The 17,812-nt window shown below is 64.2% G+C and carries 14 protein-coding genes and 2 pseudogenes; 7 read left to right on the forward strand and 9 right to left on the reverse strand.

Annotated features, from left to right (window positions below):
- Positions 1-3 precede the first annotated feature (3 nt).
- The 4 genes and pseudogenes from BLU88_RS14185 (at position 4) to BLU88_RS18415 (ending at position 5,719) form a co-directional block, all read left to right on the forward strand.
- The gene (locus BLU88_RS14185) at positions 4-828 is read left to right on the forward strand and encodes an ABC transporter ATP-binding protein (protein WP_092015246.1); all 825 of its coding nucleotides are present in this window, start codon (positions 4-6) and stop codon (positions 826-828) included.
- A gap of 86 nt (positions 829-914) precedes the next feature.
- Entirely contained in the window at positions 915-1,958 is a 1,044-nt protein-coding gene (locus BLU88_RS14190) for an ABC transporter substrate-binding protein (RefSeq protein ID WP_092015249.1), read from the forward strand.
- 66 nt (positions 1,959-2,024) lie between these two features.
- A pseudogene (locus tag BLU88_RS19185) lies at positions 2,025-4,096 on the forward strand (iron ABC transporter permease).
- 51 nt (positions 4,097-4,147) lie between these two features.
- Positions 4,148-5,719 carry an alpha/beta fold hydrolase gene (locus BLU88_RS18415; RefSeq protein ID WP_197678142.1) on the forward strand — a complete coding sequence of 524 codons (1,572 nt, stop codon included), beginning with the start codon at positions 4,148-4,150 and terminating at the stop codon, positions 5,717-5,719.
- Between the two features lie 203 nt (positions 5,720-5,922).
- Here the strand turns inward: BLU88_RS18415 and BLU88_RS14205 are convergent, their stop codons facing one another.
- Together BLU88_RS14205 and BLU88_RS14210 are read right to left on the reverse strand one after the other, a co-directional pair.
- Positions 5,923-7,287, reverse strand: a complete 1,365-nt coding sequence (locus BLU88_RS14205; RefSeq protein ID WP_092015252.1) for an SLC13 family permease — start codon at positions 7,285-7,287, stop codon at positions 5,923-5,925.
- 70 nt (positions 7,288-7,357) lie between these two features.
- Positions 7,358-8,491: a PrpF domain-containing protein gene (locus tag BLU88_RS14210; protein WP_092015256.1), complete on the reverse strand. Its 1,134-nt coding sequence runs from the start codon at positions 8,489-8,491 to the stop codon at positions 7,358-7,360.
- Positions 8,492-8,604: 113 nt separating this feature from the next.
- Here BLU88_RS14210 and BLU88_RS14215 point away from each other — a divergent pair, with 113 nt between their 5' ends.
- A complete protein-coding gene (locus tag BLU88_RS14215; protein ID WP_092015259.1) occupies positions 8,605-9,525 on the forward strand; it encodes a LysR family transcriptional regulator in 921 nt (306 codons plus the stop codon).
- A gap of 70 nt (positions 9,526-9,595) precedes the next feature.
- Here the strand turns inward: BLU88_RS14215 and BLU88_RS14220 are convergent, their stop codons facing one another.
- The gene (locus BLU88_RS14220; RefSeq protein WP_092015263.1) at positions 9,596-10,507 is read right to left on the reverse strand and encodes a LysR family transcriptional regulator; all 912 of its coding nucleotides are present in this window, start codon (positions 10,505-10,507) and stop codon (positions 9,596-9,598) included.
- A gap of 163 nt (positions 10,508-10,670) precedes the next feature.
- On the opposite strand from BLU88_RS14220, the pseudogene BLU88_RS14225 reads away from it, so the two are divergent.
- Positions 10,671-12,052, forward strand: a pseudogene (locus BLU88_RS14225) (malate:quinone oxidoreductase).
- Here BLU88_RS14225 and BLU88_RS14230 read toward each other — a convergent pair.
- Positions 12,039-12,938 (reverse strand): helix-turn-helix domain-containing protein, encoded by a 900-nt coding sequence (locus tag BLU88_RS14230; RefSeq protein ID WP_092015266.1) that lies wholly within the window; start codon positions 12,936-12,938, stop codon positions 12,039-12,041. The pseudogene BLU88_RS14225 and the gene BLU88_RS14230 overlap by 14 nt on opposite strands.
- 18 nt (positions 12,939-12,956) lie before the next feature.
- On the opposite strand from BLU88_RS14230, the gene BLU88_RS14235 reads away from it, so the two are divergent.
- The gene (locus BLU88_RS14235) at positions 12,957-13,379 is read left to right on the forward strand and encodes a VOC family protein (RefSeq protein ID WP_092015269.1); all 423 of its coding nucleotides are present in this window, start codon (positions 12,957-12,959) and stop codon (positions 13,377-13,379) included.
- Between the two features lie 28 nt (positions 13,380-13,407).
- On the opposite strand, the gene BLU88_RS14240 is transcribed toward BLU88_RS14235, so the two are convergent.
- The 5 genes from BLU88_RS14240 to BLU88_RS14260 form a co-directional block, all read right to left on the reverse strand.
- Positions 13,408-13,992, reverse strand: coding sequence for a hypothetical protein (locus tag BLU88_RS14240; protein WP_092015272.1), 585 nt, complete (start codon positions 13,990-13,992; stop codon positions 13,408-13,410).
- Position 13,993: 1 nt separating this feature from the next.
- Complete coding sequence (locus tag BLU88_RS14245; RefSeq protein WP_092015275.1) at positions 13,994-15,532, reverse strand: sodium/proline symporter; 1,539 nt, start codon at positions 15,530-15,532, stop codon at positions 13,994-13,996.
- Positions 15,529-15,741 (reverse strand): hypothetical protein, encoded by a 213-nt coding sequence (locus BLU88_RS14250; RefSeq protein WP_092017523.1) that lies wholly within the window; start codon positions 15,739-15,741, stop codon positions 15,529-15,531. The genes BLU88_RS14245 and BLU88_RS14250 overlap by 4 nt, the downstream gene beginning before the upstream one ends.
- A gap of 159 nt (positions 15,742-15,900) precedes the next feature.
- Complete coding sequence (locus BLU88_RS14255; RefSeq protein ID WP_092015278.1) at positions 15,901-17,457, reverse strand: molybdopterin-dependent oxidoreductase; 1,557 nt, start codon at positions 17,455-17,457, stop codon at positions 15,901-15,903.
- A gap of 19 nt (positions 17,458-17,476) precedes the next feature.
- Complete coding sequence (locus BLU88_RS14260) at positions 17,477-17,803, reverse strand: hypothetical protein (RefSeq protein ID WP_092017525.1); 327 nt, start codon at positions 17,801-17,803, stop codon at positions 17,477-17,479.
- Positions 17,804-17,812: the final 9 nt, after the last annotated feature.

Below are 17,812 nucleotides of genomic sequence, written 5' to 3' on the forward strand. Positions count from 1 at the left end.
TTTGTGAACGCGATTGCACTGACAGCCACCGGCCTCAATCTGGGCTACGACCGTACCGAGGTCGTCCATGACGTGAGCCTGACGATCGTCCCCGGACGGGTCACCGCCCTGCTCGGACCCAACGGGTCGGGCAAGTCGACCGTCCTGCGCTCATTGGCCCGTCTGCACCCGATCACCTCGGGCGACGTCGTCATCACCGAGGCGGACGCAGATACTCCATCAAGCAATCTGACGGCCAGAGAGTTCGCCCGGTTCGTCACCCTGCTGTCCCAGTCGCGCCCGCACCCGTCGGGCCTCAGCGTCCGTGAGATCGTCACTTTCGGCCGCCACCCGCACCGCAAGCGCTTCGCCGGACTCACCGAGGCCGATCACAGTGCGATCGATCGTGCGCTGACGCTGACCGGAACCACGGCGATGGCCGGTCGCCCGGTCGACCAGCTCTCCGGCGGAGAACTCCAACGCGTATGGCTGGCGACCTGCCTGGCGCAGGACACCGGCGTGCTGCTGCTCGACGAACCGACGAACCATCTGGACCTGCGCTACCAGGTCGAGATCCTCGACCTCATGCGCGAACTCGCCGATGACCACGACATCGCCGTCGGTGTCGTCCTCCACGATCTCGAGCACGCGGCCACCGTGGCAGACCACGTCGTCCTGCTCGAACAGGGCCGCATCCGCTCGGTCGGCACCTGCGAGGACGTGCTCACAACCGAGGTCCTCAGCGAGGTCTACGGGCTGCCCATCACGACTCGGATCGACGCGGACACGGGCCTGGTCCGGATCGAGGCCCTCCACCGACGGTCCCGCCGCCCGGCCGCCACCCTCTGAGCGCCCGCCCTCAACCCCATGACGTTCACACCCTGATATCGCATCGCCTCAATCCCGATCACCGATCGGCCCACAGAAAGAAGACCATGACCACACCACCTCTGTCGCGCACCTCGTTCGCCGCTTTCGCTTCGGCAACGGCAATCTGCACACTGGCTCTCACCGGGTGCGGGACGACCGACACGGATGCTCCCGCTGATACGAAGTCGCAGGCTTCCGCATCATGCGCGGACGACTCGAGCACCACCTCGGCGGATCCGGTATCGGTCACCGACGACACCGGTCACGAGATCAAGCTGGACAAGCCGGCAGCGAAGGTCGTGTCCCTCGAATGGCAGTACACCGAGGATCTGCTCTCCCTCTGCGTAGACCCCGCCGCAGTCGCCGATGCGAAGGGCTTCACCACCTGGGACACAGCGGAGAAGCTGCCCGAGTCGACCACCGACGTCGGCACACGCCAAGAGCCCAATGTCGAATCGATCCTGTCGGCCGACCCGGATCTCGTCATCATCGAAACGACGAACCGCAAGGACAAGATCGTCGGTCAGCTCGAGGACCAGGGAATCCCCGTGATGGCGATGGCCGGCGCCGACGGAGAGGATCCCGTCAAGTACATGAAGGACACGTTCACCACTGTCGCCGAAGCCACCGGTCGCACCGAACGTGCCGAAACCGTCCTCGCCGACTTCGATGAGAAGCTCGAAGAATCGAAGAAGGCCATCGCCGAGGCGAACCCGGAGACCACCGAATTCGTCTACTTCGATGGCTGGGTCAACGGTTCGAATGTGGCGCTGCGTCCCTTCGGCCAGGGTTCGCTCATCGGCGAACTCGGTGAGGAGCTGGGGCTGAAGAACGCCTGGACCGGTGAGGTCGACCCCGCCTACGGACTCGGCCAGACCGATATCGAAGGCATCTCGAAGGTCGGCGACGCGAACTTCTTCTACACCGGAACCGACGACCCAGAGTCCGAGGACTATGTGGAGCTGCTGAAGAAGAACGACATCTGGGCGAACATCCCCGCTGTGAAAGAGGACCGCACCACGGCATTCCCTTCGGGGATCTGGACCTTCGGCGGACCCAAGTCCTCCGAGCAGGCCCTTGACGCCTACGTCGACGCTCTGACGAAGTAATCCGTGACCACTCCCCTGACCCGCCGGATGACCTCCGAACAGACGACCGCGGCTCCGGAACCGGCCATGGTTCCGGTCCGCGGTCGCGGTGCCGTCGGTGCCCTCTCGACCACTGCCGCCCTGCTCGGACTCGTCGTCGTCCTCGTCATCGCGTCCGCTTGGCACATCACGCAGGGAACCTCGGGCATCGGCATCAGGGAACTGTTCACGGCCGTGACCGGCACGCTCTCCCCCGCCGAGGATGGCCCAAGCGCCCGTGACATCCTGCTGGGATCCCGGCTGCCGCGCGTGGGTGCGGGCATCCTCGTCGGCCTCGCCTTGGGTGTGGCCGGCGCCCTGTTCCAATCGCTGGCGCGCAACCCCTTGGCATCGCCGGACACTTTGGCGGTCACCGGTGGTGCGTACTTCGCCGTCACTGTGGTCACTGCCTTCGGCGTTGCGATTCCGATCTGGGCCTCGGGAGGGGTCGCCTTCTTCGGCGGCCTGCTTGCCGCAGCCCTGGTCCTCGGCCTGGCCGGAGGCGCAGGAGCCTCGACAACTCGGCTCGTGTTGGCGGGCACGGCCACGGCGATGGCGCTGCAGGCGGCGACGTCGACTCTGCTCATCCTCTTCGCCGAAGAGACGACGAGTCTCTTCTCCTGGGGTTCGGGCACTCTCAACCAGCTCGACGGCACCGCAGCCCTGCGCAGCATTCCCGTCATCGCCGTCATCGCCGGCGGTGCGATCCTGCTGTCGAGGCGTCTGGACCTGCTCGGTCTCGGCGATGATGCCGCCTCGGTGCTCGGGGTTCCGGTCAGGTCGACGCGGGCCATCGGGATCCTCCTCGCTGTCATGCTCACCGCCACTGCGGTGACCCTGGCCGGCCCGATCGGCTTCGTCGGCCTCTGTGCCCCGGTCATCGCCCGACTCCTTGCCCGCGTCGTACCGGGCTTCGGGCGTCATGCCGTGCTCTTTCCGTCCGCCGGGCTCATCGGCGCGATCATCGTCATCGTCGCCGATGCCCTCCTGCGCGCGATCGTCGGTGCCAACGAGGCGATCACCCTGCCATCAGGTGTGACGACGACCGTGCTCGGGCGGTCGTCCTCGTTCTTCTGGCGCGATCAATGCGCACGGCATCACCGGCCGCGGCCACCTCGGCGGCGAACTCGACCGTGGTCGGTCCGCGACGGGCCGGCTTCGTCATCGGCGTCGGCGTCGTGGTCCTCATCCTCGTCGCCGTGACCGGTCTGCTCACCGGGGAACGGTTCTACCTCCTCGGCGATGTGCTGCTGTGGTTCCAGGACCGGGCGGCACCCGTCATCGATTTCGCCTTCGACTCACGAGCGCCGAGGGTCACCGCTGCCCTGGCCGCCGGTGCCGCGCTGGGACTCTCCGGCACCCTTGTCCAAGCCAGCGCGCGCAATCCCCTGGCCGAACCCGGCCTGCTCGGCATCACCGGTGGGGCCGGGTTGGGCGCCGTCATCGTCGTCACCCTCATTCCCGGCGCCGGGGTCGGCCTCGTCTCTGCGGTCGGCATCGTCGGCGCCCTGGTCGCCTTCGCCATCGTCTACGGACTCTCGTGGCGGGGCGGGATGAACACGGACCGCCTCGTCCTCATCGGCATCGGGCTGTGGTTCGGCTTCACGGCCCTGACCACACTGTTCCTCGTCCGAGCGAACCCATGGGACACTCCGGCCCTCTTCACCTGGCTCTCCGGGTCGACGTACGGAAGAACGTGGGCCGATATCGCTCCGGTTGCCCTCGCACTGCTCGTCGCCGTACCGGTGGCGTTCGTGTGGACGCGCGAGCTCGACCTGCTCGCGCTTGATGATGACACCCCACGGCTGGTCGGAGTTGCGCGTGAACCGGTACGTCTCGCGGTCCTCATCACCGCTGCCGTGCTCGCGGCGGTGAGCGTATCGGCCGTCGGCGTCGTCGGGTTCATCGGCCTCGTCGCCCCGCACGCCGCACGTGCTCTGGTCGGAGCCCGCCATATCCGGGTGGTGCCCACGGCGATGCTCGTCGGGTCCATAGGCCTCGTCGCCGCCGATGCGCTGGGGCGCTCGGTCATCGCTCCAGCGCAGATTCCGGCCGGTCTCATCGTCGCCCTCATCGGCGCCCCGTACTTCGTCTACTTGCTGGCGCGGTCGCGGGCGTGAACGCGGTGTAGGATCTGTCTTATTCTCATCCATCTCCGACAGGGGCGTCTGGTGGAGCTCGTCAAGTTCGACGGCATCGAGCTGGCCGTGGATCGATTCGGGGCGTGCCAGGATGAAGTGGTGCTGCTCATCGCCGGTGGCGGACAGTCGATGGACTGGTGGACGCCCGATTTCTGCCGGACGCTCAGTGGGCACGGCTTTCAGGTCATCCGCTACGACCATCGCGACACCGGTCGGTCGACTGCGAGTTCGCCCGGTCACCCGAGGTACACAGGAGAGGATCTCGTCACCGATCCCCTTCGCATCCTCGACCAGCTAGGAATCGCGTGCGCTCATCTCATCGGACTGTCGATGGGAGGCGGCATAGCCCAGGTCATCGCTGTCAGATTCCCCGAGCGGGTGCGCACCCTGACGCTCATGGAGTCCTCGCCTGCTGGAGGAGACCCTGGACATCTGCCGCCGCCGACAGCCGAAGTCCAATCGACCTTCGCCGCAGATCCCCCGAACATCGACTGGTGCGACCGGGCCGCCGTCGTCGACCATCGAGTCAACGTCGAACGCTCGTATGCTGGGACGTCGGGATTCGACGTCCGCCGCACTCGGGAGATCGCCGCAACTGAGGTTGACCGGACCACGGACATGGAATCGTCGATGACCAATCATTTCCTCGTCGCCTCGGGCCCCGATGTCGATCCCGCCGCTATCGCCGCCCCTACCCTTGTCATCCACAGCACCGCGGACCCGTTGTTTCCCGCAGCACATGGTCGGGCACTGGCCGAGATGATCCCCCACTGCGACATTCTCATGCTCGAGGGAACGGGCCACGAAGCTCCTCCTCCGAGCCAGTGGAGCACAGTGATTCCCCGACTGCTCACTCACCTGCGGCAACCGACCGGTCCGGTCGGAAGCGTCGGCGACGTCCCATCTTCCGACTCCAGCTGGTTGGACGATATCCACAGGGGCTACGACATCGACGCCGAAAGCTACGCCCGCGAAGTGGAGGGGCTGCTCGAGGGCAGCCCCCACCTTCGGGCAAGTCTGCGCGTCTTCGCGGAGCTGATCGGCGAGGACACGGGAGAACGCGTGGCCGACGTCGGCTGCGGCACGGGCTACGTGACCGGCTATCTCAATGATCTGGGAGTGAACGCCTTCGGCATCGACATCTCTCCTGAAATGTTGAAGATCGCTCGCCACGATCATCCCTCATGCCATTTCGAGATCGGCACGATGACGCAGCTGAGCGCAGAGGATGCACAGCTGGCGGGAATCGTCGCCTTCTGGTCGATTGTGCACGTTCCCGACAGTGCCATGCCCGACGTCATGACCGAGTTCAGACGGGTTCTGCGTTCCGGAGGACTGCTGCTCGTGGGGTTCCACGTCGGCGACGGTGCGGAACACACGTCACGGGGATATTCCGGACGGGCCGTCAGCTTCGACAGCTTCCTGAGACATCCGAACACCGTCGGACAGTGGATGCGCGACGCCGGCTTCACGGTGATCTCTGAGTTGGCTCTTCGTCCCGCTGATCCTTCGCCGGGTGCCCTCCTGCTCGCCCGTGCAGATTCTCAGCCGTCGGCCGCCTGCGCTGGGCCTGCCTCCAGTCCCGAGAACGTTCACGAATGAGGTCGAATCGTGACGGGATTCGGCGATGTGTGCCTGTGTGAGGTGGGATGCGGGAACGTTCCCAGCCGCCGCGTTGAGGCACCCGCCGTGATCGCTGAGAAGGAGGCCTGAGTACCGCTCTGCTTCTGCAGCGCACGTGCTGGCGACGAAAGGAAGCCACCGAATCGAGATGGATTCGGCGGCTCCTCTCTACGGTTCGACCGTCAGATGATGCCTGTAGGCACAAGCAGTGCCCATGCGAGAAGCGGGGCGATGAGGACGACGAACCCGGCGTAGATCATGAGGTCACGCCAGATCGTCTTCACCTCGCTGCCCTGTGTGTTAGCAATGATGAGAGCACCGTCCGTTGAGAAAGGCGAGACATCGACAATCGTCGCCGACACGGCGAGCGCCGACATGACTGCAGTCGCGCTGAGGGCACTCTGTTCCAATAGAGGTATGGACATCGGAATCAACGCGGTCAGCAGCGCAGTCGACGACGCGAAAGCTGAACTCACTCCTATGACATAGCAGAGAACGATCGCAACGATGAGTGGCGCACCAATTGCCACTGCCATCTTGGATAGCGAATCAATGACTCCAGCGTGAGTGAGCAAGCTGACATAGACGATCATGCCCGACACCAAGAGAACGGTCGACCACGAGATTCCGGATACGAGGTTCTCGGAGTTCTTCAATGACGTGAACGCCAGTACGAGCCCACACGCCAGCCCGAGGAAACCGATCGGCAACTCGAATCCGACTGCGCCGATGACCATAACGACGATGAGACTGATCGTCAGCCACACCTGCGGAGTTACCGCCGATGTCATCGTGGGCACCTCGGTTTCAACAGCCATTACCGTTCCGGAACCGCTGTTCGGCGCAGGCATCCCGCCTTCATAGTCAGGCTCCTTGCTTCCCGAACCGGCGTTTCGAGGGCCGCTCCAACTCTCTAGCGTGTCCGGATCGGGCACAGTGCGCAGTCGCCCGAGAGCTTTCATCACGACGACAGTCAGAATCGTGACCAGCAGATTGACAACGTAGGCAGCCAGGAAGAGAGCGCCGCCGTTGATCTCGAAGCCATTGGCCTCCGCAATGTCACGAACGATGTTTCCGGATACGGAGATCGGAGAGAACCCGCCAGCGTGTGCGCCGTTGATGACCATGGCACCCATGACCACTCCGCTGTACCCGGTCGATGCACAGAACCCCATGGCTGCCGGCGCCAACAGGGCAACGGCGGCGGGAGAGAAGGTGCCCATGGCCGTCAACAGCGATGAGACGACGAAGAAGATCCACGGCACGATATTGATGCGACCCCGGACTGCTCTGATTGCCAGATCCACGAGGATCCTGATAGTCCCGTTCTTCTGGGCAATGCTGAAGAAGAAAGTAACGCCGACGATCGTCAGCACAATGCTCGCGGGAAACTCTTCGAGGATCTCTTTGTCATCCATGCCGAAGACGAAAGTGCCGAAGACGAACGCCCCGACGAGGCCCATGATCCCGATGTTGATGGGCCATTTCGTAGCGGCGATGAACATCACCACCAACACCACGAGCATGAGTATCTGAACTAGGGACATGGGTGTTCCTCCAACTTCATTGTCAGTTGATCTTCCTCGAAAGGATTCAGGTATACCTAGGGCCGGTCGTCTATGAGACCAGCGGCAGATCTATGTCTGCGTGCGCAATCCGTCGCGCCACTCGCCTGACTCCGAGACGAGCGACTTCCCCCGACTCGGTGAGCTGGACTCGGCAGACGATGATGCCGACTGGGGTGCCGATTCGGACAGACACTTCGTTGGCGGCATCGGTGTTCTGAAGAATCCGCTTGTCGATGGCATCATTGACAAGACTTCCTTCGACGAACGAAGCCCGAGCCAGGGCAATCGCCGAGGTGATCCCGATAGCAGGATGCAGATCGAACATCGACACCATCCACGCAGAGATGTCGTAGTCTCCGGCTGAGATCTTCTCCCCCGAGATGCTGGTGTAGTCGGACGGTGGTGCGATGAGTCCCACTTTGGGCACGGCAGGGCTCGGTTCCTCGCTCTCCGCACTCAGTCCCATCGATCTCGAAGCCGCTGTCCGGATCGCAATGAGCTCCTGGAGTCTCAGGCGAACCTCCGCAGTCGGCTCTGACCCGGAGAGTCCGAGATCAGCAGAGTTGACGAAGCAGGCCGGAGCACCGGCATCGATGCAGGTGACCGCGATCGAGGAACCGTCGATGCTCACCTGCGTGACCGCTTCTCCGGTCGGCAGCAGTTCTCCGGTGGAAGCACCGTCAACATTCTCGAAGAAGACGTTGACTGAAATGCCCGGCATGGAGCTCCCAGGAATCGTCTCTGAGCCGTGAGCCGGAATTCGCTTGCCCGGTGTGGCCACTTGAGCAACCACGACGGAGCGAGTGTTCTCGTTCAGCATTCGCACTTCAGTGATTTCGCCGCAGGGCCGCACCAGACCGTTCTGGATGGCGTAGAGCGCAACAGCCGAAGCACAGTTGCCGCAGTTCGACGTGAACTCAACCGCCGACTGCCCGATACCGACCTGCGCAAAAAGGTAGCTGATGTCGATGCCGGGGATCGCCGAAGGCGAGATCACAGCGGCTTTGGAGGTCGTTGAGGAAGCCCCGCCGACTCCGTTGAGTTGACGGTCATCCCCCGACCCGAAAGCCGCAGACAAGGCTTGTGAGATCCCAGCTCTGTCCGCGGGCAACTCGTCATTGGCAAACAACCAGCACTTGGACGTTCCGCCCCTGTACCACTGGCCGTGGAGTTGACTTTCCACTCGCTTCTCCTTGGTTCGTCGCCGCTCTCTGCGACGACGAACATCAAGTTTTCACATCCGCCATTTAAGTTCAATCAACACTTATTAACCTCTATATAAGCTACGCTTAAATCATGAGTTCAGCGCCCTATAATGTCGATCGGCTTCTCCTCCTGCTTCTCGTCTTTCGGACGGGGAGTCTCTCTGCGGCCGCCGACGAACTCGCCTTATCGACCTCCGCAGTGTCACAGCAGATCAGCAAACTGGAACGTGAGGTCGGCCTTCCGCTGGTAGTGCGACATTCGAAGGGCATGCGGCTGACAGATGCCGGAGTCAGGCTCTCTGCTTATTCGGCGACCATCGACAACGCGCTCACGGCCGCACGAAACGACATGTCCGCGTTTGCCCAATTGGACCGAGGCGAAGTGCGGATAGCCACATTCCCGACCTTCGCAGCGTCAGTGATGCCGAAGATCCTTCAGCATTTCCATGAATTGCACCCCGACCTCGATGTGACGGTCAAGAGCTACCGCCTCGACCGCATCCAAGAAGCACTCGAACGACGCGAAGTCGATCTCGCGACACTGTGGGACTACCCCTGGGCCCCGATCGATGACCAGATTCCGGTGACGACGACACTGCTCAAAGAGCCAACGATGCTGCTTCTGCCGTCTACTCATGCCCTCGCAAGACGCAGGGTCGTGGAGCTTCAAGAAGTGGCAGACAATCCATGGATCACCCGCTCGTCACATCCAGTGGCATCGGTGCTCGGACGGATATGCGGTGATGCAGGATTCGCACCCCGCATCGTCTTTGAGGCCAACGACTACCAAGAGCTTCTGGGTATGGTGGCCGCTGGACTCGGCGTGGCAATCGCTCCTCGCCTTGCCGTCCAGTCCCATGGCCCCGATGTCAAGGTCGTCTCCATCAGAGGAAATCCTGCACCGAGACGCATCGTCCTTTCTCAACTGCCTGAGCGAGTGCCATCACCCGCCGTGTTGTCACTGGTACGCACCTTCCGCAAGATCGCCAGCGCCAGAGAATGGCGGATCTGACTGGCCCTACCGGCTTCAGAGGCAGGCGCTTTCGGTCCGCGACGTTTTCGGCAGCGTACGCGCATGAGGATCAGTCCTCGTTCGACCAGTTCGCAGCGTGTTCGCGGATGAAGTCGCGCAGACGCTCGACCACACGGCCGGGCCTGCGGACGGCCGAGCACAGTGCGATCTCCCGGACGTGATCGGGCCCGTCCAGGGTCACCTCGGTGATTCCCTCGACCCGGCGCACCGCGGGTGGGATCAGTGCCACTCCCATTCCGCGGCCGACGAATTCGCGGATCGTCGAGAATTCGGTGACTTCGATCTTCACTTCCGGGTCGAATCCGCATTCCTGACACCACCGGTCGGTGAGCGCCCGCAGGTTGTAGGTCGCGGGGGTGGCAATGAATTCCTCGCCTGCCAGCTGATCAAGGGTGATGCTGCCTGCCCCCGCCAGCGGGTGTACGTCGGGCAGGGCCGCGAGGATCGTCTGCCGCGCAAACACCTCATGATTGACCTCGGGCGGCGGCGGAATGATGATCGCGAGGTCGAGGGTGCCCATCTGCAGGTCAGCGACGAGCTCGGCACCGTGAGCCTGTTTGAGATCGAGACGGATGCCCGGGTGAGCGCGATTGAAGGCCGCGAGCAGATCGGGCACCTCGCCAGCCCCCATCGTCAGCGGAAATCCGAATCGGATCGTGCCGTGCTCGGGGTCGGCCGCCTCGGCGAGATCGACCAGAGCCGCATCGATCTCGGCCAGCGGGGAGCGCACGACGGCCACAAGGTCCAGTGCCGCCCTCGTCAGTCCGATCGCGCGGCCGCGCGGGACGGTCAACGGCACGCCGAGGTGGCCCTCGAGTGCGCGGAGGCGCCGGCTCATCGTGGACTGGGGTATGCCGAGGGCAGCTGCGGCCTCGGTCAGGTGCCCGTCCTGATCGACCAGTTCGACGAGTTCCCGCAGCGCCGTCAGCGGCGCCGCGCGGGGGTCGGATGATTGTTCCATATCCGGATCATACAGTTCCGATCACTCATTGGACGGATGATTGATGTGCGCGCATGGTGAGAACATGACTGCGAACCCCAAGCACACCAATCAGCTCCCCGACGCCGATGTCGTCCTCATCGGCGCGGGCATCATGTCAGCGACCCTGAGCTCGATGCTGACCATGCTCGACCCCGATCTGCGGATCCTCGTTCTGGAGAAGTCCGAAGACATTGCCGGAGAGAGCAGCGACCCTTGGAACAATGCCGGCACCGGGCATTCGGGTACTGCGAGCTCAACTACATGCCCGATCCGGCAAACGGAGCGAAACCGGCAGAGATCGCCGGGCAGTTCCACCTCACCCGGCAGTGGTGGGCCCATCTCGTCCGGCTCGGGCGCCTCGACCCAGCGGGCTTCATCCACCCGAGCCCACACATGAACCTCGTCTTCGGGGACACGGACGTCACCTACTTGCGGCGACGCGTCGATACCCTGAGCGCCGATCCGCTGTTTGCAGAGATGGAGTACTCGGAAGATCCGCACACCATCGCACGCTGGGCGCCGCTGACGATGGAGGGACGAGACGATATGAACGAACCCATGGCGGCAGCCCGTCATCCTCGCGGCACCGATGTCGATTTCGGGGCACTGACCTCAGCACTACTCAGTATCGGCTCCACCGAAATGCGCACAGGTCACGCAGTGACCGGGCTCGAACCGCTCACATCGGGCTGGAGGGTCAGCGGATCGACGTCGGCGGGACCGTTCGCCGTGTACGCGAAGACCGTGTTCGTCGGCGCGGGCGGCTTCGCGCTGCGACTCCTGCAGAAGGCAAGGATCCCCGAAGTCCGCGGCTACGCGGTCCTGCCGGTCGGGGCTGCTTTCTACCGGTGCTCGACCCCGTCGGTCGTCGCCCGTCATGATGCAAAGGTCTATGGTCAAGCCGATGTGGGCGCCCCGCCGATGTCGGTGCCGCATCTGGACCGCAGAGTCGTCGACGGCAAGGAGCATCTGCTGTTCGGCCCGTATGCGACCTTCAGCACGAAGCTGCTCAAGCACGGGCGACTCTCCGACTTCTTCACGACGGTGCGGCCCGACAACCTGCACGTTATCGCGGCCGCCGGTCTGCAGAACCTCAGCCTCGTGTCATTCCTCGTCAAAGAGCTCGCCGCCAGTCCGTCCCGGAAGTTCGCGCAGCTGCGACGCTATCTGCCGCAGGCGCGACGCAATGAGTGGACCCTGCTGCCGGCCGGGCAAAGGGCACAGCTGGTCAAACCGGATAGGAAGAAGATCGGCGTCCTGCAGCAGGGCACCGAACTCGTCGTCTCCGCTGACGGCTCGATCGCGGGTCTGCTCGGGGCCTCCCCCGGAGCATCAACAGCGGTGCCGATCATGTTCGATCTGCTCAAACGAGCTTTCCCCGCCCAATGGCACGGCACCTGGAAGTCCCAAATCGCCGAGGCGGTCCCCGACCTCGATCGCACCGACTGGACCGCCGAGGCGGTCGCTCGTTCCCACGCCACAACCGATGAGGCGCTCGGCCTGTCCCCGGTCAGCCTCGCGTGACCCGCGCAGACTTCCGCTGCGCGTACTCGGCAGGGCTGAATCCGGTGACGCGAACGAAGTCCGTGCTGAAATGCGATTGGTCGAACCATCCGAAGTGCGCGCCGAGGTCGGCCAGAGTGCCGTCCCAGCCGCGATCGATCGCTGCGACCGCGTCGATGTCCCGTGCCCGGGCCAAGATCTTCTTCACCCCGACCCCGCAGAAGCGTGCGAACATCCGCTGCAGAGTGCGCTCACCGATATCGGTTCTCTCCGCAAGGATCTTCAGACTCACGACTTCAGGATCGGCAAGCACGTCGAGTACCCGCTTCAACCGTTCGAACGACGGCGTCATCTGTGGCCTCCATGCCAGCAGCCAGCTCTCCACAGACGCGGCCAATTCGCCCAGCTCCGGCACCCGGGCACTCTGCGACTGCGAAAACCTCTCCGCCAGTCCGAGGTCGGCCTCCAAACGCGGAAACCACAGCTCGGCAAGGACCGTCGAATCACGGATGCTCGCAGGCTTCTGGTCGGAGAAGGCCAGTGTCGCACCCGGCTGAAAGTTCACGCCGAAGACTCTGCCGCGACCGAAGATCCCCACATCGAATCGCCGCTTGGTGACCGGACCGGTCACCCATGCTCCCGGCCCGTCGACGTGAGCCCTGTGGCTGTTGCCGAATTCGAAGGTCAGATGGATGGTCGGTTCGGACAAGGTCGCCGTCTGGTAGCTCTCGCCGTCCGCCAGGTCCCATTCGACGGCCCAATAGCGTTTGACGAAGGGACGCAGACGCTCGGCGACGACACGAACGGACGAATAGCGCGCGTGCTCGAGCATCTCCTCCGGCTTGAGTACGCGCCCGAAGAAATGCTGCGGCAGTGACGCATTCTTCCTAGTGACGTCATCGTCCATGGCACAAGAATGGCAGACATGACCGACACACAGAAGACCGACACCGCCTCGACCACTGCCGACACCACCATCGCAGCACCAGTCGCCACTTTGGCGATGGTCACTCTCGACGCCCCGGACTCAACTGTTCTCGGAGAGTTCTACTCCGCCGTCCTCGGATGGCCCCTCGCCTACTCGGACGAGAACTATGCAATGCTCACCGGTCCGAGCCATGCTCTGGGCATCGGCACAATCCCGGACTACCAGCGACCGAGCTGGCCCGACGGCGGACGCAAGCAGTTCCACCTCGACCTCGCCGCCGACGACATCCACGCGGCGGCCGATCGCTGCGTCGAACTCGGCGCCACTCGAGCCGAGCCCCAGCCGGGCGAGACCTGGATCGTGCTCCTCGATCCGGCCGGTCACCCGTTCTGTATCTCGGACGCTAAGAACTGGGGCTGAACAGCCCAACAGTCATCTGAGCGGGTTCTCAGCTCCGTCCGGCTCTGTCCGCCCTAACGATGTAGTGCGACCCGTCGAGACCGTCGACGAGGATGGTCGCCGAATGCTTCTCGTTCCCTCCGGTGACGATCCAATTGGGTTTGAGCACCCCGCGTAGATCGTCCACGGGAGTGATCTCGATGCCCATTCCGAGTTTCACCGTCTTGACGACCTTCGCACGCGCCAATGATCGCGCAGACCGCTCGGCCTCGCCCCGGCTCGGCAGCGGTCCCGACTGCTCGCCGATCAGACTCCACCACTCTTCCGCCACCACCGAGACACCGTGAGGGGTGAAGTCCGCAATCATGCCCCGCCCTGACACGGCATTGACGAGCACATCCAGACGCTGCCCCGACCCGGTCGGACTCCGACGGAAGAGCCCGCGAGTTCGCACCTCGAGGGCGGCCCACCAGAACGGATGATGGACGACTCTCGCCTCGGCGACAGCGCCTGGAAGCTTTCGCTGGAAGACGGCGAGCGCCTCGGCGGCGGTGACAATTGGATCCATTCGCACCGGATCCTCGACTTGCAGATCCGGCCCAGCCGGGTGCCCGGTTCCGATCTCGGCACTCATCTCAGACGTCCTTCGGAACCTGACCGGCCAGGGAATCGTTCTGCCCGGTGAGCATGTGTGCTGGGATCGCCCCGATCTTGTCGGTCTCCTTCATGGCCTCGAGCACGTGGACGGGAACCGGATGCGAACGCTGGGTGGCCAGCGAGACGAGGATGAGGGCCAACGCCGAGCACACGATTCCGATTCCCATCGGGTCGACTCCAGTGACGTCGACGAGCCCGGTCAGCTGCCACACGACGGAAGACACGGTGCCGGCGATCATCGAGGTGATCGCACCGGGCACGTTCGCCTTCTTCCACCACGCGGCGGCGATGTAGACGGGGACGAACGCTGCGCCGAGGACCGTTGTAGAGAAGATGACCACCTCGGCGACGGCCGGCGGATCGTTCACGGCGACGATGTAGCCGATGATAGCGAGGACGAGGACGGTGAACCGAGAGACCCAGACCGACTGCTGGTCGGACATGTCCTTCTTGAAGAAGCGCTGGAACAGGTCCTGGCTGGCGATGGTGCCCGACTGCAGCAGCAGAGCATCTGCGGTGGACATGATCGCGGCCATGATTCCGGCCATGACGATGCCCACGGCGAAGTCCGGCAGAACCGTGTCGGCGACTTCAAAGACTGCGAGTTCGGGGTTGTCCAGGGTCGGCAGCAGGACGAGCGCCATGATGCCGACGATGTAGGGAGCGGGGATGAACAGCAGGTTGAAGCCGGTGGCGTAGAGGCTGGCGCGCCTGGCCACCGAAGGACGCTTCATCGCCATATGGCTGACATTGACGTGCGGCCAACCCATATATCCGATGGAGAAGACGAGGACGGCACCGACGATGACTCCCCATTGGACGGATTCGATCCCGTCCGGCCCCCACATGGTCAGCAGGTTCGGATTGATCTGCCCGACAGCCTCGTTGCCGGCCGTCCATCCGCCCACAGCCTGCAGGCAGGCGATGAGGATCCACACCATGCCGATGAGCATGATGATCGCCTGCACGAAGTCCGTGTAGGCCACGGCCAGGTAGCCGCCGAGGAAGGTGTAGAAGACGATGACGCCGACGGCGATGAGCAGCGCCCATGCGTACGGGATGCCGGTGACCATCTCGAGACCGCGTCCACCGGCGATGAATTGACTCATCACGTAGAAGAAGATGCAGAACACGGCGACCGGTGCGGCGATCGCGCGGATCCACTTCGACGGGTACCGATGTTCGAGATACTCGATCGAAGTCAGTGAGCCGAGGATCTGGGAGAGCTTGCGCATCCGCCGGCCCAGGATCGAGAGGTTGAGGACACCGCCGCCGATATCGCCCATCGCATACCAGAGCGAGAAGTAGCCCTTCGTATAGGCCAGCGATCCCGCACCGAGGAACATGTAGCCCGACATCGACGACGACTGCAGGCGCAGAGCAGTGACCGCTGCGCCCAGGCTGCGCCCGCCGAGCAGATACCCCTCGCTGCCTTTCGACCCGATCTTGAGCGTCCACACACCGATCCCGGCCATGGCGACGAAGTAGATGACGAGGAACCAGGTTTCGATGTTCATGCCGCTCCCCCGTTTCCGTTCGCCGAGGCGGCCCCGCCGCTGGTCGGGAAACCGTCGACTCCGGTTCGGGAGTTCGCCAGGGCTTGATCCTCGGCGACGTCCTCGGCCTTCCATCCGCGGGAGAGGAAGACGAAGACGAGGGTGTAGATCACCCAGATCGCAGGGATGCCGACAATGATGACGACCGTCGCCGTCGGGAGACCGAACACGTTGACCACCTCGTTGTGACGTGAGAGAAACAGCTTCTGTAAGTGAGATGACAACTTATCGCGAGAAGCCTGAGACTGCCATTTCGGGTTCGCATGGTGGGAACGAGTAACGGACTGCATGACCGCACTTGAATGACCTGTCTGGCCCGCAGCGCGGCCTCACTCCACGGTGAACTGGCGTTCGTGGAGTCCAGTCGCGGCACCCGGGATGGCGGGTCGGCGTTCCGAGGTCTGCACGTTTCCCTCCTGGTCGATCGCGCGCACGCTGACCGTATGCGTGCCCGTGCTCAGCCCCGTGTGCTCGCATCGCCACTGGCGCCAGGTGTCTGCCGTGAGCTCCTCGCTCAGTTCGGCTTCTGCCCAGTCCCCGTTGTCGATGCGCACCTGCACCTTCTCGATGCCCGTGTGCTGCGCCCAGGCCATGCCTGCGGTCACGACCCGGTCGCCGCTCTTGGGCGAGACGGTCGCGCCGGGGCGGGGCACGTCGATACGTGAGGCCACCAGCACGGGACCGTGGGTCGACCAACCGCGGGTCGTCCAATACGCTTCCTTGTCCGCGAATTTCGTCACTTCGATGTCGGTCACCCATTTCGTGGCCGAGACGTATCCGTAGAGTCCGGGAACGACCAGCCGCGCCGGGTATCCGTGGTCGCGTGGCAGGGCGTGGCCGTTCATGGCCACGGCCAGCAGGGCCGCCCGGTCGTCGGTGAGCACTTCGAGCGGGGTGGAGGCGGTGAATCCGTCGTCGGAGCCCGAGAGCACCATGTCCGCGCCGGAGAGCGGTTTCGCCCGGGCGAGCAGGTCCCGGATCGGATAGCCCAACCACTTCGCGTTGCCGACGAGGTCGCCGCCGACCTCGTTCGAGACGCAGGCCAGGCTCACATAGTGCTCCTGAAGCGGGAGGTCGAGGAGTTCGGCCATCGTGATCGTAAATTCGTGCTCGACCATGCCGTGGACGCGCAGCATCCACGTTCCCGCGTCGATCGACGGTGGGAAGAGCGCCGTGTCGATGCGGTAGAAGTCCGAGGTCTCCGTCACCAGCGGGGTCAGTCCGGGCACGTCGAGTTCGGCACCCGTCGGGATCTCCGGCGCCGAGGCGGCCGGCCGTGGCAGGACGAGCTTCGTCACCGTTCCTGCCGCGCTGCGCGCCAGTGTGGCCGCGGACTGTCCGGCCGCGACGGCGGCGATGCCGACCACGCTCAGTCCCGCGGCCAGTCCGAAGAAGGCCCTCCGCCCGGGCTGGGCAGGCGATTGATCCTGCGTGTCGGTTCCTGGCCCCGGAGCATCGGCGAGGTGGAGGAGGACGAGGAAGACTGCTGCTCCCACGGCGATTCCGCCGAGGCTCGGCAGAGTGGCCACCAGCCCGGCACCGGAGCTGAGGCCGACGACGGCCGGCAGCAGTCCGAAGCCGATGAGCAGGACGAGGGCAAGGCCTCGGCGTTGGGCGCCGATCCACCCGATGATGGCTCCGAGTCCGGCACCGCCTGCGACGATGGTGATGACGAGGGCGAGTTTGTCGTGAGTGCCGAAGACAGCGATCGCGGATTTGATGAGCACGGTGGGCATCAGCGGGATGAGAGCCTGACCGATGACCAGCGCCGGTGCTGAGGCCACATCCAGGCTGCGGGCGATGAGTTCGGCTGCGCCGAAGTAGATGAGGGTGGCGACGATGCCGGCGATCACGGAGAGCCGCGTGCGTCGAATGCTCTCCGTCATGCCGTCCCCGTCATCATTCTCAGGCCAGGGTGCGACGCAGACGCACGGCCGCCTCGGTGAGGGTGTCGATGCGGTTCTCACGGTCGGGCTCGGGCAGGGTCTGAGCCGAACGCTGTCCGTGTTCGAGGAGCACGACGACCTGGTCGGCGAGGTTCTGATCGCCGAGCGCCGGGACCGGACGTGAGTCGGAGCCGATCTGCGAGAATTCGGTCAGGGCCTCACGGATGGCTGCGCGTCTACTGTGTGCCGGCGGGGCCGCCTCGTCGAGTTGGGCAGTGGTCAGGGAGATGATCCGGATGCGCAGACGGCGCACCTCGGTCTCGAGTTCCGCCGCTGCTGTGGTCATGGACCCATA

It is taken from the genome of Brevibacterium siliguriense, assembly GCF_900105315.1.
GTDB lineage: Bacteria > Actinomycetota > Actinomycetes > Actinomycetales > Brevibacteriaceae > Brevibacterium > Brevibacterium siliguriense.